This is a genomic window from Nonomuraea purpurea (genome assembly GCF_042650645.1).
In the GTDB taxonomy this organism is placed as follows: domain Bacteria; phylum Actinomycetota; class Actinomycetes; order Streptosporangiales; family Streptosporangiaceae; genus Nonomuraea; species Nonomuraea purpurea.
The window spans coordinates 44164-61369 of record NZ_JBHSBI010000041.1 but is presented as its reverse complement, the minus strand read 5'-3'; the positions used below and the strand labels follow the sequence as shown (position 1 = coordinate 61369).

At 68.3% G+C, this 17206-nt stretch carries 18 protein-coding genes and 1 pseudogene; 12 read left to right on the top strand and 7 right to left on the bottom strand.

All coding sequences use genetic code 11. From position 1 onward, the window contains the following. Window positions 1–12 precede the first annotated feature (12 nt). On the top strand, window positions 13–1437 hold the full coding sequence (locus tag ACFOY2_RS48835) for an aldehyde dehydrogenase family protein (RefSeq protein ID WP_379535036.1): 1425 nt from the start codon (window positions 13–15) through the stop codon (window positions 1435–1437). Continuing rightward, window positions 1430–2299: an aldehyde dehydrogenase family protein gene (locus tag ACFOY2_RS48830; protein WP_379535009.1), complete on the top strand. Its 870-nt coding sequence runs from the start codon at window positions 1430–1432 to the stop codon at window positions 2297–2299. The genes ACFOY2_RS48835 and ACFOY2_RS48830 overlap by 8 nt, the downstream gene beginning before the upstream one ends. A gap of 201 nt (window positions 2300–2500) precedes the next feature. On the opposite strand, the pseudogene ACFOY2_RS48825 reads toward ACFOY2_RS48830, so the two are convergent. Both ACFOY2_RS48825 and ACFOY2_RS48820 read right to left on the bottom strand, forming a co-directional pair. Next, window positions 2501–2728 (bottom strand): annotated as a pseudogene (locus ACFOY2_RS48825) (ISL3 family transposase); the annotation flags it as partial. Window positions 2729–2939: 211 nt separating this feature from the next. Continuing rightward, complete coding sequence (locus ACFOY2_RS48820; RefSeq protein ID WP_379535008.1) at window positions 2940–3197, bottom strand: hypothetical protein; 258 nt, start codon at window positions 3195–3197, stop codon at window positions 2940–2942. 202 nt (window positions 3198–3399) lie between these two features. Between ACFOY2_RS48820 and ACFOY2_RS48815 the strand changes: the two genes are divergently transcribed. From ACFOY2_RS48815 to ACFOY2_RS48795, 5 genes are all read left to right on the top strand, one after another. After that, window positions 3400–4191, top strand: coding sequence for a DUF4145 domain-containing protein (locus tag ACFOY2_RS48815; RefSeq protein ID WP_379535007.1), 792 nt, complete (start codon window positions 3400–3402; stop codon window positions 4189–4191). A 193-nt stretch (window positions 4192–4384) separates the two neighbouring features. Continuing rightward, on the top strand, window positions 4385–5305 hold the full coding sequence (locus ACFOY2_RS48810; RefSeq protein ID WP_379535006.1) for a hypothetical protein: 921 nt from the start codon (window positions 4385–4387) through the stop codon (window positions 5303–5305). Between the two features lie 114 nt (window positions 5306–5419). Next, window positions 5420–5572, top strand: coding sequence for a hypothetical protein (locus ACFOY2_RS48805; protein WP_379535005.1), 153 nt, complete (start codon window positions 5420–5422; stop codon window positions 5570–5572). A 292-nt stretch (window positions 5573–5864) separates the two neighbouring features. Next, window positions 5865–6551: an MFS transporter gene (locus tag ACFOY2_RS48800; protein ID WP_379535004.1), complete on the top strand. Its 687-nt coding sequence runs from the start codon at window positions 5865–5867 to the stop codon at window positions 6549–6551. 36 nt (window positions 6552–6587) lie between these two features. Next, window positions 6588–7169 carry an MFS transporter gene (locus ACFOY2_RS48795; protein ID WP_379535003.1) on the top strand — a complete coding sequence of 194 codons (582 nt, stop codon included), beginning with the start codon at window positions 6588–6590 and terminating at the stop codon, window positions 7167–7169. A 262-nt stretch (window positions 7170–7431) separates the two neighbouring features. On the opposite strand, the gene ACFOY2_RS48790 is transcribed toward ACFOY2_RS48795, so the two are convergent. The 3 genes from ACFOY2_RS48790 to ACFOY2_RS48780 form a co-directional block, all read right to left on the bottom strand. After that, window positions 7432–7638: a DUF397 domain-containing protein gene (locus ACFOY2_RS48790; RefSeq protein ID WP_379535002.1), complete on the bottom strand. Its 207-nt coding sequence runs from the start codon at window positions 7636–7638 to the stop codon at window positions 7432–7434. 253 nt (window positions 7639–7891) lie between these two features. Continuing rightward, the gene (locus ACFOY2_RS48785) at window positions 7892–8098 is read right to left on the bottom strand and encodes a DUF397 domain-containing protein (protein ID WP_379535001.1); all 207 of its coding nucleotides are present in this window, start codon (window positions 8096–8098) and stop codon (window positions 7892–7894) included. Beyond that, window positions 8089–8916, bottom strand: coding sequence for a helix-turn-helix domain-containing protein (locus ACFOY2_RS48780; RefSeq protein ID WP_379535000.1), 828 nt, complete (start codon window positions 8914–8916; stop codon window positions 8089–8091). The genes ACFOY2_RS48785 and ACFOY2_RS48780 overlap by 10 nt, the downstream gene beginning before the upstream one ends. A gap of 277 nt (window positions 8917–9193) precedes the next feature. Here ACFOY2_RS48780 and ACFOY2_RS48775 point away from each other — a divergent pair, with 277 nt between their 5' ends. Together ACFOY2_RS48775 and ACFOY2_RS48770 are read left to right on the top strand one after the other, a co-directional pair. Beyond that, window positions 9194–9481, top strand: coding sequence for a hypothetical protein (locus tag ACFOY2_RS48775; RefSeq protein ID WP_379534999.1), 288 nt, complete (start codon window positions 9194–9196; stop codon window positions 9479–9481). Continuing rightward, the gene (locus ACFOY2_RS48770; RefSeq protein ID WP_379534998.1) at window positions 9478–9936 is read left to right on the top strand and encodes an ATP-binding protein; all 459 of its coding nucleotides are present in this window, start codon (window positions 9478–9480) and stop codon (window positions 9934–9936) included. The genes ACFOY2_RS48775 and ACFOY2_RS48770 overlap by 4 nt, the downstream gene beginning before the upstream one ends. A 48-nt stretch (window positions 9937–9984) precedes the next feature. On the opposite strand, the gene ACFOY2_RS48765 is transcribed toward ACFOY2_RS48770, so the two are convergent. Continuing rightward, a complete protein-coding gene (locus tag ACFOY2_RS48765) occupies window positions 9985–10653 on the bottom strand; it encodes a hypothetical protein (protein ID WP_379534997.1) in 669 nt (222 codons plus the stop codon). Between the two features lie 13 nt (window positions 10654–10666). Here ACFOY2_RS48765 and ACFOY2_RS48760 point away from each other — a divergent pair, with 13 nt between their 5' ends. Together ACFOY2_RS48760 and ACFOY2_RS48755 are read left to right on the top strand one after the other, a co-directional pair. Next, a complete protein-coding gene (locus tag ACFOY2_RS48760) occupies window positions 10667–14506 on the top strand; it encodes a Pls/PosA family non-ribosomal peptide synthetase (RefSeq protein WP_379534996.1) in 3840 nt (1279 codons plus the stop codon). Further along, window positions 14503–15774, top strand: a complete 1272-nt coding sequence (locus tag ACFOY2_RS48755; RefSeq protein ID WP_379535035.1) for a M1 family metallopeptidase — start codon at window positions 14503–14505, stop codon at window positions 15772–15774. Before ACFOY2_RS48760 ends, ACFOY2_RS48755 begins: the two co-directional genes overlap by 4 nt. A gap of 38 nt (window positions 15775–15812) precedes the next feature. Here ACFOY2_RS48755 and ACFOY2_RS48750 read toward each other — a convergent pair whose 3' ends face one another. Further along, a complete protein-coding gene (locus tag ACFOY2_RS48750) occupies window positions 15813–16415 on the bottom strand; it encodes a TetR/AcrR family transcriptional regulator (RefSeq protein ID WP_379534995.1) in 603 nt (200 codons plus the stop codon). A 96-nt stretch (window positions 16416–16511) separates the two neighbouring features. Between ACFOY2_RS48750 and ACFOY2_RS48745 the strand changes: the two genes are divergently transcribed. Further along, window positions 16512–17198, top strand: a complete 687-nt coding sequence (locus ACFOY2_RS48745; protein ID WP_379534994.1) for an SDR family oxidoreductase — start codon at window positions 16512–16514, stop codon at window positions 17196–17198. Window positions 17199–17206: the final 8 nt, after the last annotated feature.

Genomic DNA, 17206 nt, shown 5'->3' with positions numbered 1-17206 from the left:
AGAGGCGTGGAGATCTTCGAGTACGCGCCCGCGCCGGAGTCACGATCCATCGTGTCCATCCGGCCGTCGTACGACCTGTTCATCGACGGCGAGTTCGTCGAAGCCGAGAGCGACGAGCGCATCGTCACGCTCAATCCGGCCGACGAGGAGCCGCTGGCCGAGGTAGCCGCCGCCGGCGACGCCGACGTGGCGCGCGCCTTCGCCGCGGCGCGGCGGGCCTTCGAGCGGGTGTGGTCACCCCTGCCGGGCGCCGAACGCGGCAAGTACCTGTTCAGGATCGCGCGCATCATCCAGGAACGCGCCCGTGAGCTGGCCGTGCTCGAGTCACTCGACAACGGCAAACCGATCAAGGAGACAAGGGACGTCGACCTGCCGCTGGTCGCGGCCCACTTCTTCTACTACGCCGGCTGGGCCGACAAGCTGGCGCACGCCGGGCACGGCAGCACCAGGCCGCTGGGCGTGGCCGCGCAGGTCATCCCGTGGAACTTCCCCCTGCTGATGCTCGCGTGGAAGGTCGCGCCCGCGCTGGCCACCGGGAACACGGTCGTGCTCAAGCCCGCCGAGACCACCCCGCTGACCGCCCTGGCCTTCGCCGAGATCTGCCAGGAGGCGGGGCTGCCGCCCGGAGTGGTGAACATCGTGACCGGGGCCGGCGCCACCGGCCGGGCCGTGGTCGCGCACCCGGACGCCGACAAGGTGGCCTTCACCGGCTCCACCGAAGTGGGCAGGCAGATCGCCCGCGCCGTCGCCGGCACGCGCAAGCGGCTCACCCTGGAGCTGGGCGGCAAGGGCGCCAACATCGTCTACGACGACGCGGCGATCGACCAGGCCGTCGAGGGGATCGTCACCGGGATCTTCTTCAACCAGGGGCACGTGTGCTGCGCGGGCTCGCGGCTGCTGGTCCAGGAATCGATCGCGGACGAGCTGCTGGCCAGGCTGCGGGCCCGCATCGAACGGCTGCGCCTCGGCGACCCGCTGGACAAGAACACCGACATCGGCGCCGTCAACTCCGCGGCGCAGCTCGCGCGCATCCGCGACCTCGCCGCCGCAGGCGAGTCGGAGGGCGCCACGGGCTGGTCGCCGGCCTGCCCGCTGCCGGAGCGCGGGTACTGGTTCCCGCCCACCGTGTTCACCGGTGTCACGCAGGCGCACCGGATCGCCCGCGAGGAGATCTTCGGCCCCGTGCTGTCGGTGCTCACCTTCCGCACCCCGGAGGAGGCCGTGAGCAAGGCCAACAACACGCCGTACGGGCTGTCCGCCGGAGTGTGGACGGAGAAGGGCTCCCTGATGCTCTGGACCGCGAGCCGGCTGCGCGCCGGTGTGGTGTGGTCCAACACCTTCAACGTCTTCGATCCCGCCAGCCCTTTCGGCGGCTACAAGGAGTCCGGTTACGGCCGCGAGGGCGGCCGGGTTGGGCTGGAGGCATACCTTGGCTGACATCTCTCCGCGCATCGCCGTGCGCAGGACGTTCAAGCTCTACATCGGCGGCGCGTTCCCGCGCTCGGAATCAGGCAGGTCCTATCCCGTGACGTCCCCGGCCGGAGACCATCTCGCCAACGCCGCCCTGGCCTCGCGCAAGGACGTGCGCGAGGCCGTGGTGGCGGCCCGCAAGGCGTTTTCCGGCTGGTCGGGCCGCACCGCCTACAACCGCGGCCAGATCCTCTACCGCATCGCCGAGATGATGGAAGGACGGAGGGCCCAGTTCGCCGCGGAGGTCGCCGCGGCGGAAGGGGTCGGCGAGGACAGGGCGCAGGCACTGGTCTCGGCGGCCGTCGACCGCTGGGTCTACTACGCCGGATGGGCCGACAAGATCGGCCAGGTGCTGGGCGGAGCCAACCCGGTGTCCGGCCCGTACTTCAACCTCTCAGAACCAGACCCGACGGGCGTCGTGGGCGTCCTCGCTCCTACCGGATCCTCGCTGCTCGGGCTGGTCTCCGTGCTCGCGCCCGTGATCACCTCCGGCAACACGGCGGTGCTGGTGGCGAGCGAACGCCTCCCCCTGCCCGCCGTCACGCTGGCCGAAGCGCTGGCCACCTCGGACCTACCGTCCGGCGTCGCGAACATCCTGACCGGCCGCCTGGCAGAGCTCGCACCGCCGCTGGCCGGCCACGCCGACGTCAACGCCCTGGACCTGGCCGGCTCGGGGAGTCTCGCGGGCGAGCTGGAGGCCCTGGCGGCGACCACGCTCAAGAGAGTCCTGCGTCCCGCCGGAGACGACTGGGACGCCCCCAATCCCGGCCTGTCCCGGATCAGGCCCTTCCTGGAGGTCAAGACAGTCTGGCACCCCATCGGCCGTTGACCCACAGCTCATAGCCTGGACCCTGACGGCGGCGACCGTGTTCGCAGCATCTGTGGTGATCATCGTTCCACCTGCGTCGGCCGCCGCCCGTACGGCCCCGAGGGCTGTGCCGCGCGTTCCGGCGTTCGTGGAACTTGATTGGCGGTCCCGCGGTCAAGTGACGTTCTCGTTGTCGCAGCTCGAGGTCGATTACTCGGCAGCGCACCCGGTGCACCGGTAGCAGCGTACGGTGAGCGGCAGCGTCGTGGGCCGCCACCCGAGCGGTTCGTGCGCCAGCCGACGGGTCACCGTGTCACGAGGAGCGCCTTCATATCCGCAGCGACGGCACCAGTCGTCGGGCTCGATGACACGGCACCCGAGGGCCGCGCGATCGGGTTCGAGGCGTTGGCCGGTTACGGCGAGGCCGAGCTCGTCTAGCCGAGCGAACGTGTCAGGTCAGGACAGGCGAGGCCTGGCGTCAGGCACGTCAAGGTCTTCTGGATCGGCGGCGTAGAAACCTATCGAGATGCAGCGCAGATCGACCAACGTTCAGCGGGAAATGACGAAGCGGCCCTGACGCAGAAGGTCGGTCGATGTACTGGTCGCCGCGGCATGGGCAGGTTGGCGCGGTTGGTCGACGCGCGGGCTCCTGGGTGTGGAGTCAGGCCTCGGTGCTGCGGCTTGGTTGAGCGGTGACAGGCGCGGGCGGCTGGGTCTTCGGGGTGCGTGCGGCGAGAGCGCTGAGGGAGATCAGCACAGCGATGGCTGCTGATGCGACGAAGGCAATGCTGTAGCCGTGGACGATCTTGCTGGCGGGGTCGCCAGCTCCTGAGTGTGTCGCCGCAGTGTTGGCGATACTCGCAAGCACAGCCAGGCCGATAGCTCCGCCGACCTGTCGGGCGGTGTTGACCAAACTCACGAATGGTCACACCAGAGACCGCCGTCACCCAACGCGCACGAGGTGAATGCTTACCAGACGAGGTCTATGCCGCAGGTCATGCTGGCGCCTGTTCGGCCGCCATGACTTCCAAAGGGCTTGTCCTCGATAAGTCGAATCGACGATGATCACCCCGTCCATAATGCAGGTGCTGACCATGCTTGCTGCGTCTAGGATCACCGTCATGTTCGACGATGAGCGTCTGGCATGGCGTGACCGCCTCGGCTCACCCAAGCCGTTGCCGGAGATCCTGGTCCGCTCACTAGACGAGGTGGAACGCTGCTTCAACGGTCGCGCCTACCGCATGGCACTGGTCGCGGTCGGACACGCTCTGGAGGCCGTGGGCAAGAACAAGGGCTTCACCTGCGGGACTCTGGAAAAGAAGCTGGAGCGATTGCGTGACGCCGGGATCATCGACAACCGGCTATTCGACTGGGCCACCCACCTCCGCAACGTTCGCAACGAAGGTGCACACGATCACGACTTCGATCCGGATCTGGACGAAGCCGAGGATGCCCGCGCCCTATTGGAAAGCCTGCTGCGTTACGTCTACGTCGATCAGGCGCGGTATGAACTGGCTAAGGCGCGGCACGAGCGCCGCAAGGCGCCAGGCGTCGTGATGGCCGTCAGGTTGACTACGTATGCAACGCCGGACGGCGGTGAAGCACCTATTGGACAGTGCTGGGAGGTCGACTTCTTCAAGCCAGCGGAGCTGGCGCACGTAACGATGAACTCCTCTCGCCCCTCTCTACCGGCCAGTTTGAAGAGCCATCCGATCCTTAGTACAGCCCGGCATTGGGACCAACCCGACGTGGGCCGACGTGCCAAGGTCATCACCTCGTACATCCCCGAGTTGGATCGTCTGCTGGAGCCGCACGGCCATCGGATCAAAAGGCTGAAGGCCCTGCCGCCCAACCAGGCAAGGGGAGCGTGCCCATGCACGACTGGCGACTGGGGCGAGGTGCCACCCTTCTGACACCCGTTGGCTATAGAGCGGCCACGCCTTACTGTCAGACGATTACGGCGGTCCCGCAAGCCCAAGGGGTCGGGATCATCCGTGCATCTGGCATGCAATGATGCAATGCACAATAATCGAATAGACGCACGAATAGTGTGACGTCTCACCACTGCTTCGTGACAGGACCATCCGGGCTGTCTACCATGACGGCATGACGGTGAAACGCATCAGCCCGGCAGTCCTCCACCCACTCAAGGAAGCTCTCACATTAGCTTTCTGGTATAAGCCGGATCTGCGCGCGTTCCTCACATCCTGCTTACAGACACGGGAATTGGTCTCGCAATTGGACTGGACCGACTATAAACGGTCGGTCGTTGCACAACTCGTCGACAGCTTATTCGCGAGCCAGCATCGCTATTTCGATGAACTTCTCAACCTGATCCTCGCCACAGCTGACATCACAGACCCAAGCCATCTGAAGAAGGTGGAAAATGGTACAGCCAAGTACGCGGCCGCAGTAGAGGCCTTGGATAGTCTTCGAGCCGTAGTCGACCCCTACCGCAGAATACGCAGCGAAGAGGAGGAGGCGGAGCGCCGACGAGCCACAGACAAGGCCAAAGCAGAGATGCAACGCGCAATCAATGAAAAACTAGATGAGCTTAAAAAGCTTTTCTATGAGATCCACCAGCTAGAGCCCCAACCTCGCGGTTACGCCTTAGAAAAGTTCCTCAACGGGCTCTTCGCACTCTATGATATTGAAGCCAAGGCGCCATTCAAAAAGAAGGGCGAGCAAATCGATGGCGCATTCACCTTCGAAGGCGAGTATCTTCTTGAAGCGAAATGGCAGAAAAAGCTCTCTGCTGTTGCCGAGCTCGATTCTTTCGCGAGCAAGGTTGGACGGAAACTCGACAACACTCTCGGACTCTTCCTGTCCATGAACGGCTTTCAGAAGACCGCGATAGAGGTCCACTCGCAGGGCCGAGCCGTCCTGATATTGATGGACGGCGCAGACCTGAACGCAGTAATAGAGGGTCGCATCTCGCTACCTGACCTGATCCGCCGCAAGAAGCAACACGCCGCCCGCACGGGCAACGTCTTCATCAGCGCCAGCACTCTACTCAATGAGCATTAGGAGTGTCGAGATCTGGCTGCGGCACTCGAAAGGTCGTGACATCCACTACCACCCGGCAGCTTCCGTCACTGGATCGATGCCGACCGGGACGGCTTTAGCACACGCAGCGAAGTTTTGATCGACGAGGCGATCGAACTGCCGCAGGTCGGCGAATGCTGCACAATCAGCGGTGGCCGCTGGTACTCGTTTTACGACGACGTCACTATCGACTGGGGCTCCGCGCTCGATGTCGACCACATGGTGTCTGTGCCTGCTGCGAGAGCGTGACGCGAAGATCCAGGTCGAGACGTCGGCACCATACCGCTGACAGAGATAGCGATCAAGTGCCTCTACTGGCTGGTCTTGCGCCAAAGGGTGACAACTGTCTTCATGGGTCCGCTTCCGACATGGAAAACACGTGTGCCCCTGACCGTTCAATTCAGTAGACAGCGTCATCTCCGGTAGGTACCTTTTCCGGGTCCCGCCCGTACCTGCCCGAAGCCGGAACCGGCGCAGCCTTAACCTCCGAAAGTGCGCCTCAGGCCAGGTGACCGCGCCTCGCATCCAAGGAAGCCGCTTCGTGACCGACATCGTCCCGCTACGCAAGAACGTGCGTTTTCAACTGCTGTGGGTCGGCAGCGCGGTCTCCCAGTTGGGGTCGGAGCTCACCAGGCTCGCCATGCCACTGCTGGTGCTGGCGCTCACCGGCTCGCCTGGGTTAACGGGCGTCGTCGCTGGAGCCCGCACCGCCGCCTTCCTTGCGGTCCAGATACCAGCCGGTGTCTGGGTGGACCGGTGGGACCGCCGCCGCATGCTCATCACTGCTCAGGGCCTCCAGGCGGTTGTCTCCGCGCTGCTGACAGCGCTCATCATCACCGGTCAGATACAGGTCTGGCAGTTCATCACGCTGGCAGTGCTGGACGGGCTGTGCGCCGCGTTCATCGGCCCCGTCCAAGACACGGCGATCCGCGGCATCGTCCCATCAGGCCAACTGCACAGTGCCTATGCGCAGGAGGAGGCCCGTACCCACGCGGCCGGGCTGATCGGCCCTCCGCTCGGCGGCCTGCTGTACGGCCTGGGGCGGACCGTGCCCTTCGTCGTCGACACCATCACTTTCCTTGCCGCCACGCTCTTCTACGCTTTTGCAAAGGTGCCGCGCCGCCCGGCGGACGAACCGCAAACCCCTGCACGAGATGATGGCCAGGAGCAACGGCCAAACCGGCGTAGCATGCGCCGGGAAGCGGCCGAGGCCATCGCATGGCTGTAGCGCCAACATGGCCTGCGGGAGGTCACCGCAGCGGTCATGATCCTCAACCTGCTGGGCGGAGCGTTCCTCATCCCGCTGATCGTACTCGTCGGCGAGCGCGGCGGTGACGCGCGCATCACCGGCACGGTCCTGGCAGGACTCGGTATCGGCGGACTGACCGGTGCGCTGCTGTCGGGCCGCATCAGCAAGCTCCTGCCTCCCGGCAGACTACTGCTGGCCGTCGTGACGGTCTTCGGTGCTTCGCTGGCGGCCACAGCACTGCCCTGGGGGGCGTGGTGGCCGATGATTCCGTTGGTGTTCATCACCTTGTCGACGCCCTCACTGAACGTGGTGATGAACGTGCTGGTCGCACGAATGGTGCCGGAAACGATGCTCGGCCGGATGGGCGCGGTCTTGAGCATGGGCGGGATGGCGCTCAAGCCCCTCGGGCCGGTCCTCGGCGGGGCACTGGCTGCGGCACTGGGCGGCGCGGCGGCACTCATCGTGTTAGGCGGGCTGCTCTGCCTGACCGCCGCTGTAGCCGCACTCAGCCCGGAGTTGCGCCACTTCGCTGGAGAAGCCCCCACGGCCGGAGACGACACTTCAACCGATGACAAGGCCCCGCGCGCCCCCGCCTAGTGCCAACTTGATGGCGGTTACTCTCCGGTCATGCCGACTCGTAGCGGTCGAGGCGTCGTCGTAGTGCGAGGTTCTCACCTTGGGGCCGTTTCCAGAGCCTTTCGGAGTTCCGCGACCTTTGCCGTCGCGCCCTTGTCCGTCTGGGCCGCGGTGTGGCTGGCGTCCGGCGGCTGGATCGCGTTGATCGCCACGTGGCCCGAGGCCGTCGGCGATCGACGGCGGGCGCCGGCACGGCCGAAGCCGCCGCTGGCCAAGAACGGGGTCAGGCCAAACCGTCGAAGTCACCGGCTTTGAGGCCGTTGACGAACATCTTCCACTCGGCGGGTGTGAAGGTCAGCTTGGGGCCGTCCGGGCCCTTGCTGTCGCGAACGGCGACCACCCCGGGAAGATTCATGGCGACCTCAACGCACTGTCCGCCGTTGCCCGAAGAACGCGACGATTTCCGCCACACGGCGCCGCTCAGGTCCATGCGCATCTCGCTTCCTCGACCATCTTGAGGGATACGCGCTCAGGATAGGTCCATAGTCGTCTGGTCTCAGGTCACAGCGTCAACGTCGGCGATGATCTGCACCTGCACCGCTGCATCCGAGCTGATGACGTTGGGCGGTCCCTGCGGAAGTTCGCAGTTGGGCCAGGGAAGCTCGTCCAGAAGGATCTGGCGACGAATGCATCGGCCCTGCGGGGTGAGGCAGTCGCGGAAGTTTAGTGGCCTCCCGCGAGAATCAGGTCAGACTGTCGAAGTCACCGGCTTTGAGGCCGTTGACGAACGTCTTCCACTCGGCGGGTGTGAAGATCAGCTTGGGGCCGTCCGGGTCCTTGCTGTCGCGAACGGCGACCACCCCGGGAAGATTCATGGCGACCTCAACGCACTGTCCGCCGTTATCCGAAGAGCGCGACGACTTCCGCCACACGGCGCCACTCAGGTCCATTCGCGCCTCGCTTCCTCGATCTTCAAGAGGGATACGCGCTCAGGATAAGCCCACAGCCGTATCGCCTCATAGCGCTGCCAAATCGAGGTCACGACATCATGGTCCGACGTGATTTGCGCCTGTGTCGGTGAGTCTGCACTGACGACATCGGGTTGACCGTTCGGAAGCTCGGCGATCATAAAGGCCCCGGCCAGCCCCGCTACGCACTCCGGATCGACGACCTGGATGAAGACAGCAGGTCGCTCGGCCATCTCCAGCAGATAGCCGAGTTGATCACGCATCACCTCGGGACCGCCGATTCTGCGGCGCAGTACGCCCTCGTCGATGAGGACCAGGAGTGTGGGCGGGTTCTTCCGATCAAAGATGTGTTGCCGCCGCATGCGGGCTTCCACACGTTCATCGACCTCTTCACGTGTGGCGAGCGGCCCCTGGCCGAAGACGTGACGGGCGTATGCCTCGGTCTGGAGAAGGCCGGGGATGAGCAGGGGGTCCCACGAGCGCAACACGACAAGGGTGGGCTCGATCTCCTCGGCCCAGTTCCGGAACCAGGCCGGACTTCCCGGCTGGGACACGATGCTCTGGTAGATCCGGGTGAAGGAGACGCCCGCGGACCTTCCGAAGAGCATGTCCAGCCGCTCGGCATCGGACCTCGACGGCGTACGGGTCGCCTTCTCCAGTCTGCTCACCTGCGTCTGCGTGCATCCGAGACGGGACGCCACGGCCGCCTGCGACAACTCCGCGGCCTCCCGCAGCCGCCGCATCTCGGTGCCGAATCGCACGCGAGGGGAATCCGGGTCGAGAGACGGCACAAGGTGCATGGCATTTCCTCTCTAATCAGAGAAAAACGGAAATCCTCTTTACCCGACGACACCATTTAAACCACACCTGACCAGCGGCTGTCATTACCTGCGCTGCCCTGGCTTGGCGACGCGGTCGCCGACTCGACGCCAAGAAGGCAGGCTGAGCGCAGACCTTCTTCTCCGGCGGCAGGCGAAGAAGTCAGCCCATCAGTTTAGAAGCCTGGCAGCGAATAATGCGACGGCGTTATTCGCTGTCCAGCCATCCCCATCGGAAAACACCTGGGAGGCGGGAACCATGACGGCGCGCGAACAGTATGAGAGATTCGACCACCTCGCCCGCCTGGGCTGGGACCTGCACAGCCTGGGCATTCCCATCTCGCTGGCCGTTCCCGTGACCGGCCCACCGGTCCTGGAGATGCGCGCGGGGAACGGCACCACGATCCACATCACCGTCATCCGCCGTTACTGCGGCTGGGTTTTCACCTGGCGACCGTGGTGGGCACGGCTGTGGCGGCGCGACAAATGGGTGATAGCCCACGCGGCCAATGCCGCAGCCATCATCGCGGCGGAGGTGAACGCATGAAGGGACCGCTTCGCAATTACTACGAATCGCCCCAAACGACATTCACGAAGGCGCCACGCCCCTCCTGGAACAGGCGATTCCCGGCGACGGAGATATCCGTTTCCGAGGCCCGCGACTGGGCGCGCTCCCTGCTGTCCCCCGGCACGCCGCCCCCGGTCCTCGACGACGCGCTCCTCTTGCTGAGCGAGGTCGTCACCAACGCCATCACCCACTCCGACTCCGGCCACACTCCCGACGGCCAGGTGACGGTCCAGATCACCCGCATGGGCGCGATCATCCAGGTGGACGTGACCGACTCCGGCTCCGCCACCACCGCACCCGCCGTACGCGTCCCCACCCTCGATGACGACGGAGGCCGGGGTCTGTGGCTGGTAGACCTGCTCGCCGAAGAATGGGGATTCCACCACGACGACACCGGCGGATCGGTCTGGTTCCGGCTGTCCGAGCACGATTGACCGCTGATCCCTGCCGATGCACCGACGTTCGGGGCGGGCGCCGGCCTTTCAGCCCGCTGTCGGCCAGAGTCGCAGGCGGAACGATTCCAGGCCTTCTGGCGGCTGCGGGGCTCTCCGGCGCCAACCCGATCCGGGTCGGCAACTGGCTTCCACAGCCCAGGTCCCGCCTTCGCGACCCAGATTCATAACCTTCTCCGAGGGGCTGCCAAGGATTTGTGCCAGGCGAACCTTGCCGGAGCTCGAATAGAGGCGGGCCGTAGCGTTCTTGGCCCATTCGCTGTCGTCAACGGGCGGCTTGCCGTCCCATAGTTCAAGTGTCACGTCGGCCAGGTGCCACTGGTGCGCGCTCGTCACGATGGCGAGATTAGCGGTGGCGACGAACCAGGCGGCAGGGCCCGACATATCGGCCAGATCGGGGAAGCTCACAGCCCCCTCCGGCTGCCCCGGCGCTCCGTCCGGATCGACGAGCATGAACTGATGGCCGTCTACTTTGATGCTCTCCTCGACCTGCGCTTCAAGACGAGACATGTGCTCCCTGCAGTGCTCAGGACGTCTACGGTGAACGTTCATGCTACGCACCCGGAGTTCGCCGAAAAAGTGGGGCCTGTCGGCCTTGATCCGATCGGTGCGGATCACGCTCCGATCGGCGTTGCGCAAGGCCCGGCCGAGCTTTCCGGCGCGGGCGGCGCGTACGCTGGCATGTCGGCCATCGCCCATCCAGGGAGCACGTTTGCCTAGCCATCCGATCGATTTACAGCTGAGGTCCGCGTCCGCGATCTTCCCCGCGGGCGTGCTGGCCCCGCCGTCTCGTACCCTCATTGACGTCCTCGACGAGACCACGCGCCGCCACCCGTACGCGCCGGCGATCGACGACGGCACCGTGCTGCTCGACTACCTTTCGCTGCGGGCCGAGGTGGACCGGCTGGTCGAAGAGCTGGGCGCGGCCGGGGTCGGCCGCGGCGCGCGGGTCGGTGTGCGCGTCGCGTCGGGGACCGCTGAGTTGTACGTGTCCATCCTCGCCGTGCTCGCCGCCGGCGCCGCCTACGTGCCCGTCGACGCCGACGACCCCGCGGAACGCGCGGAGCTGGTGTTCGAGGAGGCCGAGGTGGACGCGGTCATCGCCGGTGATCTCACGGTGACCGGGACGCGGGGCGGGGACCCCGCGCCGCCGGAGCCGGGCGACGACGCGTGGATCATCTTCACTTCGGGTTCGACCGGCAAGCCGAAGGGTGTCGCGGTGACGCACTGCTCGGCCGCCGCGTTCGTGGACGCGGAGGCGGGGCTGTTCCTGCGGGAGCGGCCGCTGGGCCCGGGTGATCGGGTGCTGGCCGGGCTCTCGGTGGCCTTCGACGCCTCGTGCGAGGAGATGTGGCTGGCCTGGCGGCACGGCGCCTGCCTCGTGCCCGCGCCCAGAGCCTTGGTGCGGACGGGGATGGACCTCGGCCCCTGGCTGGCCGCCCAGCGGATCACGGCCGTCTCGACCGTGCCCACGCTGGCCGCGCTCTGGCCGGCCGAGCACCTCGACGGCGTCCGGCTGCTCATTTTCGGCGGCGAGGCCTGCCCGCCCGAGCTGGCCGAGCGGCTCGCCGTGCCGGTACGTGAGGTGTGGAACACCTATGGGCCGACCGAGGCCACGGTGGTGGCCACGGCGGCGCGGCTCACCGGCGAGGGCCCGGTCCGCATCGGGCTGCCCCTGGACGGTTGGGATCTCGCGGTCGTGGACGGCGCGGGTGAGCCGGTGGCCATGGGCGAGACCGGCGAGCTGGTGATCGGCGGCGTCGGCCTGGCCCGCTATCTGGACCCGGTCAAGGACGCGGAGAAGTACGCGCCGCTGCCGTCGCTGGGCTGGCGGCGCGCCTACCGCAGCGGCGATCTGGTACGGGCCGACGCAGACGGGCTCGTCTTCGCCGGCCGGGCCGACGACCAGGTGAAGCTGGGCGGACGCAGGATCGAGTTGGGCGAGGTGGATGCCGCGCTTCAGTCGCTGCCCGGGGTCGTGGGCGCGGCCGCCGCCGTCCGTACCGCAGGCGGCGGCCACCAGGTGCTCGTCGGCTACGTGGTCACCGAGCCCGGCTTCGACGTCGAGGGGGCGCGCGAACGGCTCGCCAAGACGCTGCCCGCGGCCTTGGTGCCGCGCCTGGCGCCGGTCGGCTCGCTGCCCACGAGAACGTCGGGCAAGATCGATCGGGCCGCGCTGCCGTGGCCGCTGGCCGAGCCGGCGGCCGCACAGGACGTGCTGAGTCCGGCCGAGGCGGTGCTGGCCGAGCAGTGGACCGCCGTGCTCGGCGTGCCGCCGAGCGGCCCTGACGCCGACTTCTTCGCCGAGGGCGGCACCAGTCTGGCGGCGGCCCGGCTGGTGTCGGTCCTGCGCGCCGACCATCCCGACGTGGCCGTGGGCGACGTGTACGCCGAGCCGACCCTTGGCGGTCTGGCCCGGCTGCTGTCCGGCAGAGGCGAGGCCGAGCCGGAGCGGCCGCCCGTGACCCCGATGCCCAGGCGGGCGGCGCTGGCCCAGTCCGCGCTCATGATCGTGCTGCTGGGCGCCGGTGCGACGCGCTGGATCGTGCTGCTCGCCGCGCTCGGCAACGTGCTCGCGCCGCCGTGGGCTCCGGCCCTGTCGTGGTGGTGGGTGGCGCTGGGCGCGCTGCTGTTCGTCACGCCCGCGGGGCGGATGGGGCTGTCGGCGGCCGTGGCCCGGCTTCTGCTGCGTGGTGTGCGGCCCGGCGCCTATCCGCGCGGTGGCGGCGTCCACCTGCGGGTGTGGTTCGCCGAGCGGTTCGCCGAGCGGCTGGGCGTGCCGGACCTGGCCGGAGCCCCGTACATGGTGTGGTACGCCCGGCTGCTCGGCGCCCAGGTGGGCGACGACGCCGACCTGCACTCGCCGCCGCCCGTCACGGGGCTGCTCAAGCTCGGCGCGGGCGCCTCGGTCGAGCAGGAGGTCGATCTCAGCGGCTACTGGTACGACGGCGACCTGCTGCGTGTCGGCGAGATCAGGATCGGCGCGGGCGCGACCGTCGGCTCCCGCTCGACGCTCCTGCCCGGCACGAAGATCGGAAAGAACGCCCAGATCGCTCCCGGATCCGCGGTCGCCGGCACCGTGCCGGCGGGACGGCTCTGGGCGGGCGCGCCGGCGTTCAAGCAGGGCAAGTCACGCCGGTCGCGTCCGGCGGAGCGGCCGCCCCGCTCCCGGTTGTGGGCCGTCGTGTACGGGCTGAGCGCCATGGTGCTCAGCCTGCTTCCCGCCGTCGCGGCCGCCGCCGGGCTCGCGGTCCTGGCCGCGTTCGCCTCGGACGCGCGCACGATCGGCGCGGCCCTGGCCGCCGCCCTGCCGGGTGTGCCGGTGGCGACCCTCACGGGCATGGCGGCCTTCGCCCTGGTCACGCTGGTCAGCGTGCGGCTGCTCGGGCTGGGCCTGCGCGCGGGCCGCCATCCGGTGCACAGCCGCCAGGCGTGGCAGGCGTGGGCGACGGGACGGCTGATGGCCTCGGCGCGTGTCTGGCTCTTCCCCCTGTATGCCAGCGTTCTGACGCCCATGTGGCTGCGCGCGCTCGGCATGAAGGTGGGCCGCGGCGTCGAGCTGTCCACGGTTCTGGCGCTGCCCACGATGACCTCCGTCGGCGACGGCGCGTTCCTGGCCGACGACACGATGGTGGCCCCGTACGAGCTGGACGGCGGGTGGATGCGCATCGCCTCGGCGCGGATCGGCAAGCGGGCCTTCCTCGGCAACTCGGGGATGACCGCGCCCGGCCGCAAGGTCCCCAAGGACGGCCTGGTCGGCGTGCTGTCGGCGACGCCGAAGAAGGCCAGGTCCGGCTCGTCGTACGTGGGCATGCCGCCCATGGAGCTGCGCCGTACCGCCGAGGAGGCCGACCGGAGCCGCACCTACGACCCGCCCGCCCGTTACAAGGCGGCCAGGGCGCTGGTCGAGGCGTTCCGCGTGGTGCCCGCGATGTGCGCGGTCGCGCTGGCCGTCCTGGTGGCCGCCGCCTTCGAGTGGCTCGCGGCGGGCTACGGCTTCGCCGTGACGCTCGCGCTGGGCGGCGTGGTGCTGCTGCTCGCGGGCGTGGCCGCCGCTCTGGTCGCGACGGCCGCCAAATGGGTGCTGGTCGGACGGATCCAGGCGGGCAGCAGGCCGCTCTGGAGTTCGTTCGTGTGGCGCAACGAGCTCGCGGACAACTTCGTGGAGGTGCTGGCGGCGCCCTGGTTCGCGCAGCCGTGGCTGGGGACCGCGCCGCTGAACGCGTGGCTGCGTTCCCTCGGGGCACAAATCGGGCATGGGGTCTCATGTGACACGTACTGGCTGCCCGAGGCAGATCTCGTGACATTGGGGGACGGCGCCTGCGTCAACCGGGGCTGCGTCCTGCAGACCCACCTGTTCCATGACCGGGTCATGAACATCGACACCGTGACCCTGGAGGCGGGCGCGTCGCTGGGCCCGCACGGTGTGGTGCTGCCCGCGGCGCGGGTCGGCGCCGACGCCACGGTCGGGCCGGCCTCGCTCGTCATGCGCGGGGAGTCGGTGCCCGGCCGCACACGATGGTTCGGCAACCCCATCTCGGCGTGGCGATGACACCGTACTTCCCCGGGCACGGCGACCACCGCTACATGGTGTCGCACTACGATCTGGCGCTGAAGTACCGGGTGGCGAACAACCGGCTCGACGGCACGGCGCTGCTTTCCGTGACGGCCGCGGAACCCCTCAGCGTGCTCGACCTGGACCTCGGCCGTTTCCGGGTCCTGGGCGTCACCGTGGACGGCGTCCCCGCCCGCCATCTGCACGGCCAGGGCAAGCTGCGGGTGACGCTGCCCTGGCCGCTGCCGGCGGGAGCCGTCGCCGGTGTCGAGGTCCGCTACTCCGGCAGCCCGGCGCCGGTGTCGAGCCCGTGGGGCGGGCTGGGCTGGGAGGAGCTGACCGACGGCGCGCTGGTCGCCGGTCAGCCCATCGGCGCCCCCTCCTGGTTCCCGTGCAACGACCGGCCCGCGGACAAGGCGTCGTACCGGATCTCCGTGACGACCGCGTCGCCGTACCACGTCGTCGCGAACGGGGTGCTCACCGCCCAGCGCCGCGGGGCCGGGACCACGACGTGGATCTACGACCAGCCGGAGCCCATGGCGAGCTACCTGGCCAGCGTGCAGATCGGGCGTTACCGGCTCGCGGAGGTCTCGGGGACCCAGGTGGCCCATCCGGCGCGCCTGGCCACCCGCGTCCGGCACGACTTCGGCCGCCAAGGCGAGATGATGGCGCTGTTCACCGACCGGTTCGGGCCCTACCCGTTCGGAGGCTATGTCGTCGTCGTGGTCGACGACGAACTGGACATCCCGGTCGAGGCGCAGGGCATGTCGGTCTTCGGCAGGAACCACGTGGACGGGCGGCGCGGGTCCGAGCGGCTGGTCGCGCACGAGCTGGCCCACCAGTGGTTCGGCAACAGCCTCACGGTGTCCTGCTGGAGCGACATCTGGCTGCAGGAGGGTTTCGCCACCTACGCCGAATGGCTCTGGTCGGAGTCCTCGGGCGGGCCGTCGGCCGCGGAGCACGCCAGGCTCTGGCACGAGCGCCTGGCCGCCCTCCCCCAGGACTTCGTGCTGGCCGACCCCGGGGTGGGCACGATGTTCGACGACCGCGTGTACAAGCGGGGAGCGCTGACCGTGCACGCCTTGCGCCGGGCGCTGGGCGAGGAGCTCTTCTTCTCCATCCTGCGCGGCTGGACGGCCGAGCGGCGGCACGCCAACGTCACCAGCCACGACTTCGCCGAGCACGTCCAGCGGCACGCCGCCGAGCCGGTGGGCCCGCTGATGTCGGCCTGGCTGCACGACAAGCCACTGCCCCCGATGCCCTGAACGCGTGGCCATCGGGTGTGCCGGCGTCGTTCATGTCGTCAGTCGAAGAGAATGTGGCGCAGTGTCCGGGTGAGGTGGGCGGTGAGCTCATCGGGTGACATCGAGGCGAGCGGTTCGGTGCGCGCGATGTACCGGCTGAAGGTCACGCCGATCAGTTGTGCCCCCAGGAGGGCGACGCGGGTGTCCAGGTCGTCGCCGGGCACGTTCGGGGAAAGCACGGACCGGTAGACGGTGAGGCTGCGTTCCTGCATCGCGACCAGCAGGTGGGCGGCGGCGCGCTCGTCGGAGGCGGCGCTGCGGACGAGGGCGACGAGAGGGTCGTTGACGGCGTCGGTCTCCATCCGCTGGACGAAGCCGTGCGCGATCCGCTCGGGCAGCGTCGCCGGGTCTCCGGCCGCCACCTGCTCCAGGTCGCGGTTGCCCGGCACCGCCGCGAGGAAGAGCCGCTCTTTGGAGGAGAAGTGCCGGGAGATCAGGCCGTGGGTGACGCCGGCCCGGCGCGCGATCTCGCGGAGGGTGGTGCGGGCGTAGCCGCGCTCGGCGAAGGTGTGGCGGGCCGCCTCCAGGATGGCCGCCCGATGCCCCTCCGGATCCCGCCGGTGCCTGCGCCGCGGCTCCCCAGACGGTTCCTGGTCGTTCATGTGATCACTGTACTGCCGTACGCCGAGGCCGCCGGCGGCTGCTGTACGCTTAATATCCAGTTGGCCATTAAGGCTGACAGAAGGGACGGCCATCGCATGACCAGCACACTCATCGTCGGCGGCAGCGGCGGCCTGGGCAGCGTGATCGCCCAGCGCTTCGCCGGACGCGGCGACGACGTCATCATCACCAGCACGGACAGGGCACGGGCCGAGACCGTCGCCGCGCGGGTCGGCTCCGGCGCCCGAGGGCTGGCCCTCGACCTCGCCCGGCCCGAAACGATCAGTGCCGCGTTGGCCGAGGTGACCGAGGTCGACAACCTCGTCATCACCGCGGTCGGCCAGGCGGCGAACACGCTGGCGGACTTCGACGTCACCGACGCCGTCACGGCCGTGACCATGAAACTCGTCGGCTACGCCGAGACCGTCCGCGTGCTGCGCGGCCGGTTCAACCCGGGCGCCTCCGTCGTCCTGTTCGGCGGGCTCTCCAAGGACCGCCCGTACCCGGGCTCGACGATCGTCACCACCTTCAACGCCGGAATCACCGGCCTGGTGAAGACCCTCGCCGTGGAGATCGCCCCGCACCGCGTCAACGCCCTGCACCCGGGCCTGATCGGCGACAGCCCCAAATGGCGTGAGGTCCCCAACCCGCCGCACTCGGCTCAGACGCCGATCGGACGGCTGGTGACGATGGCCGAGATCGCCGATGCCACCGATTTCCTGCTCCGCAACACCGGCATCAACGCCCACAACCTGCACGTCGACGGCGGCCTGCTGGCCACCTGACCCGCCCG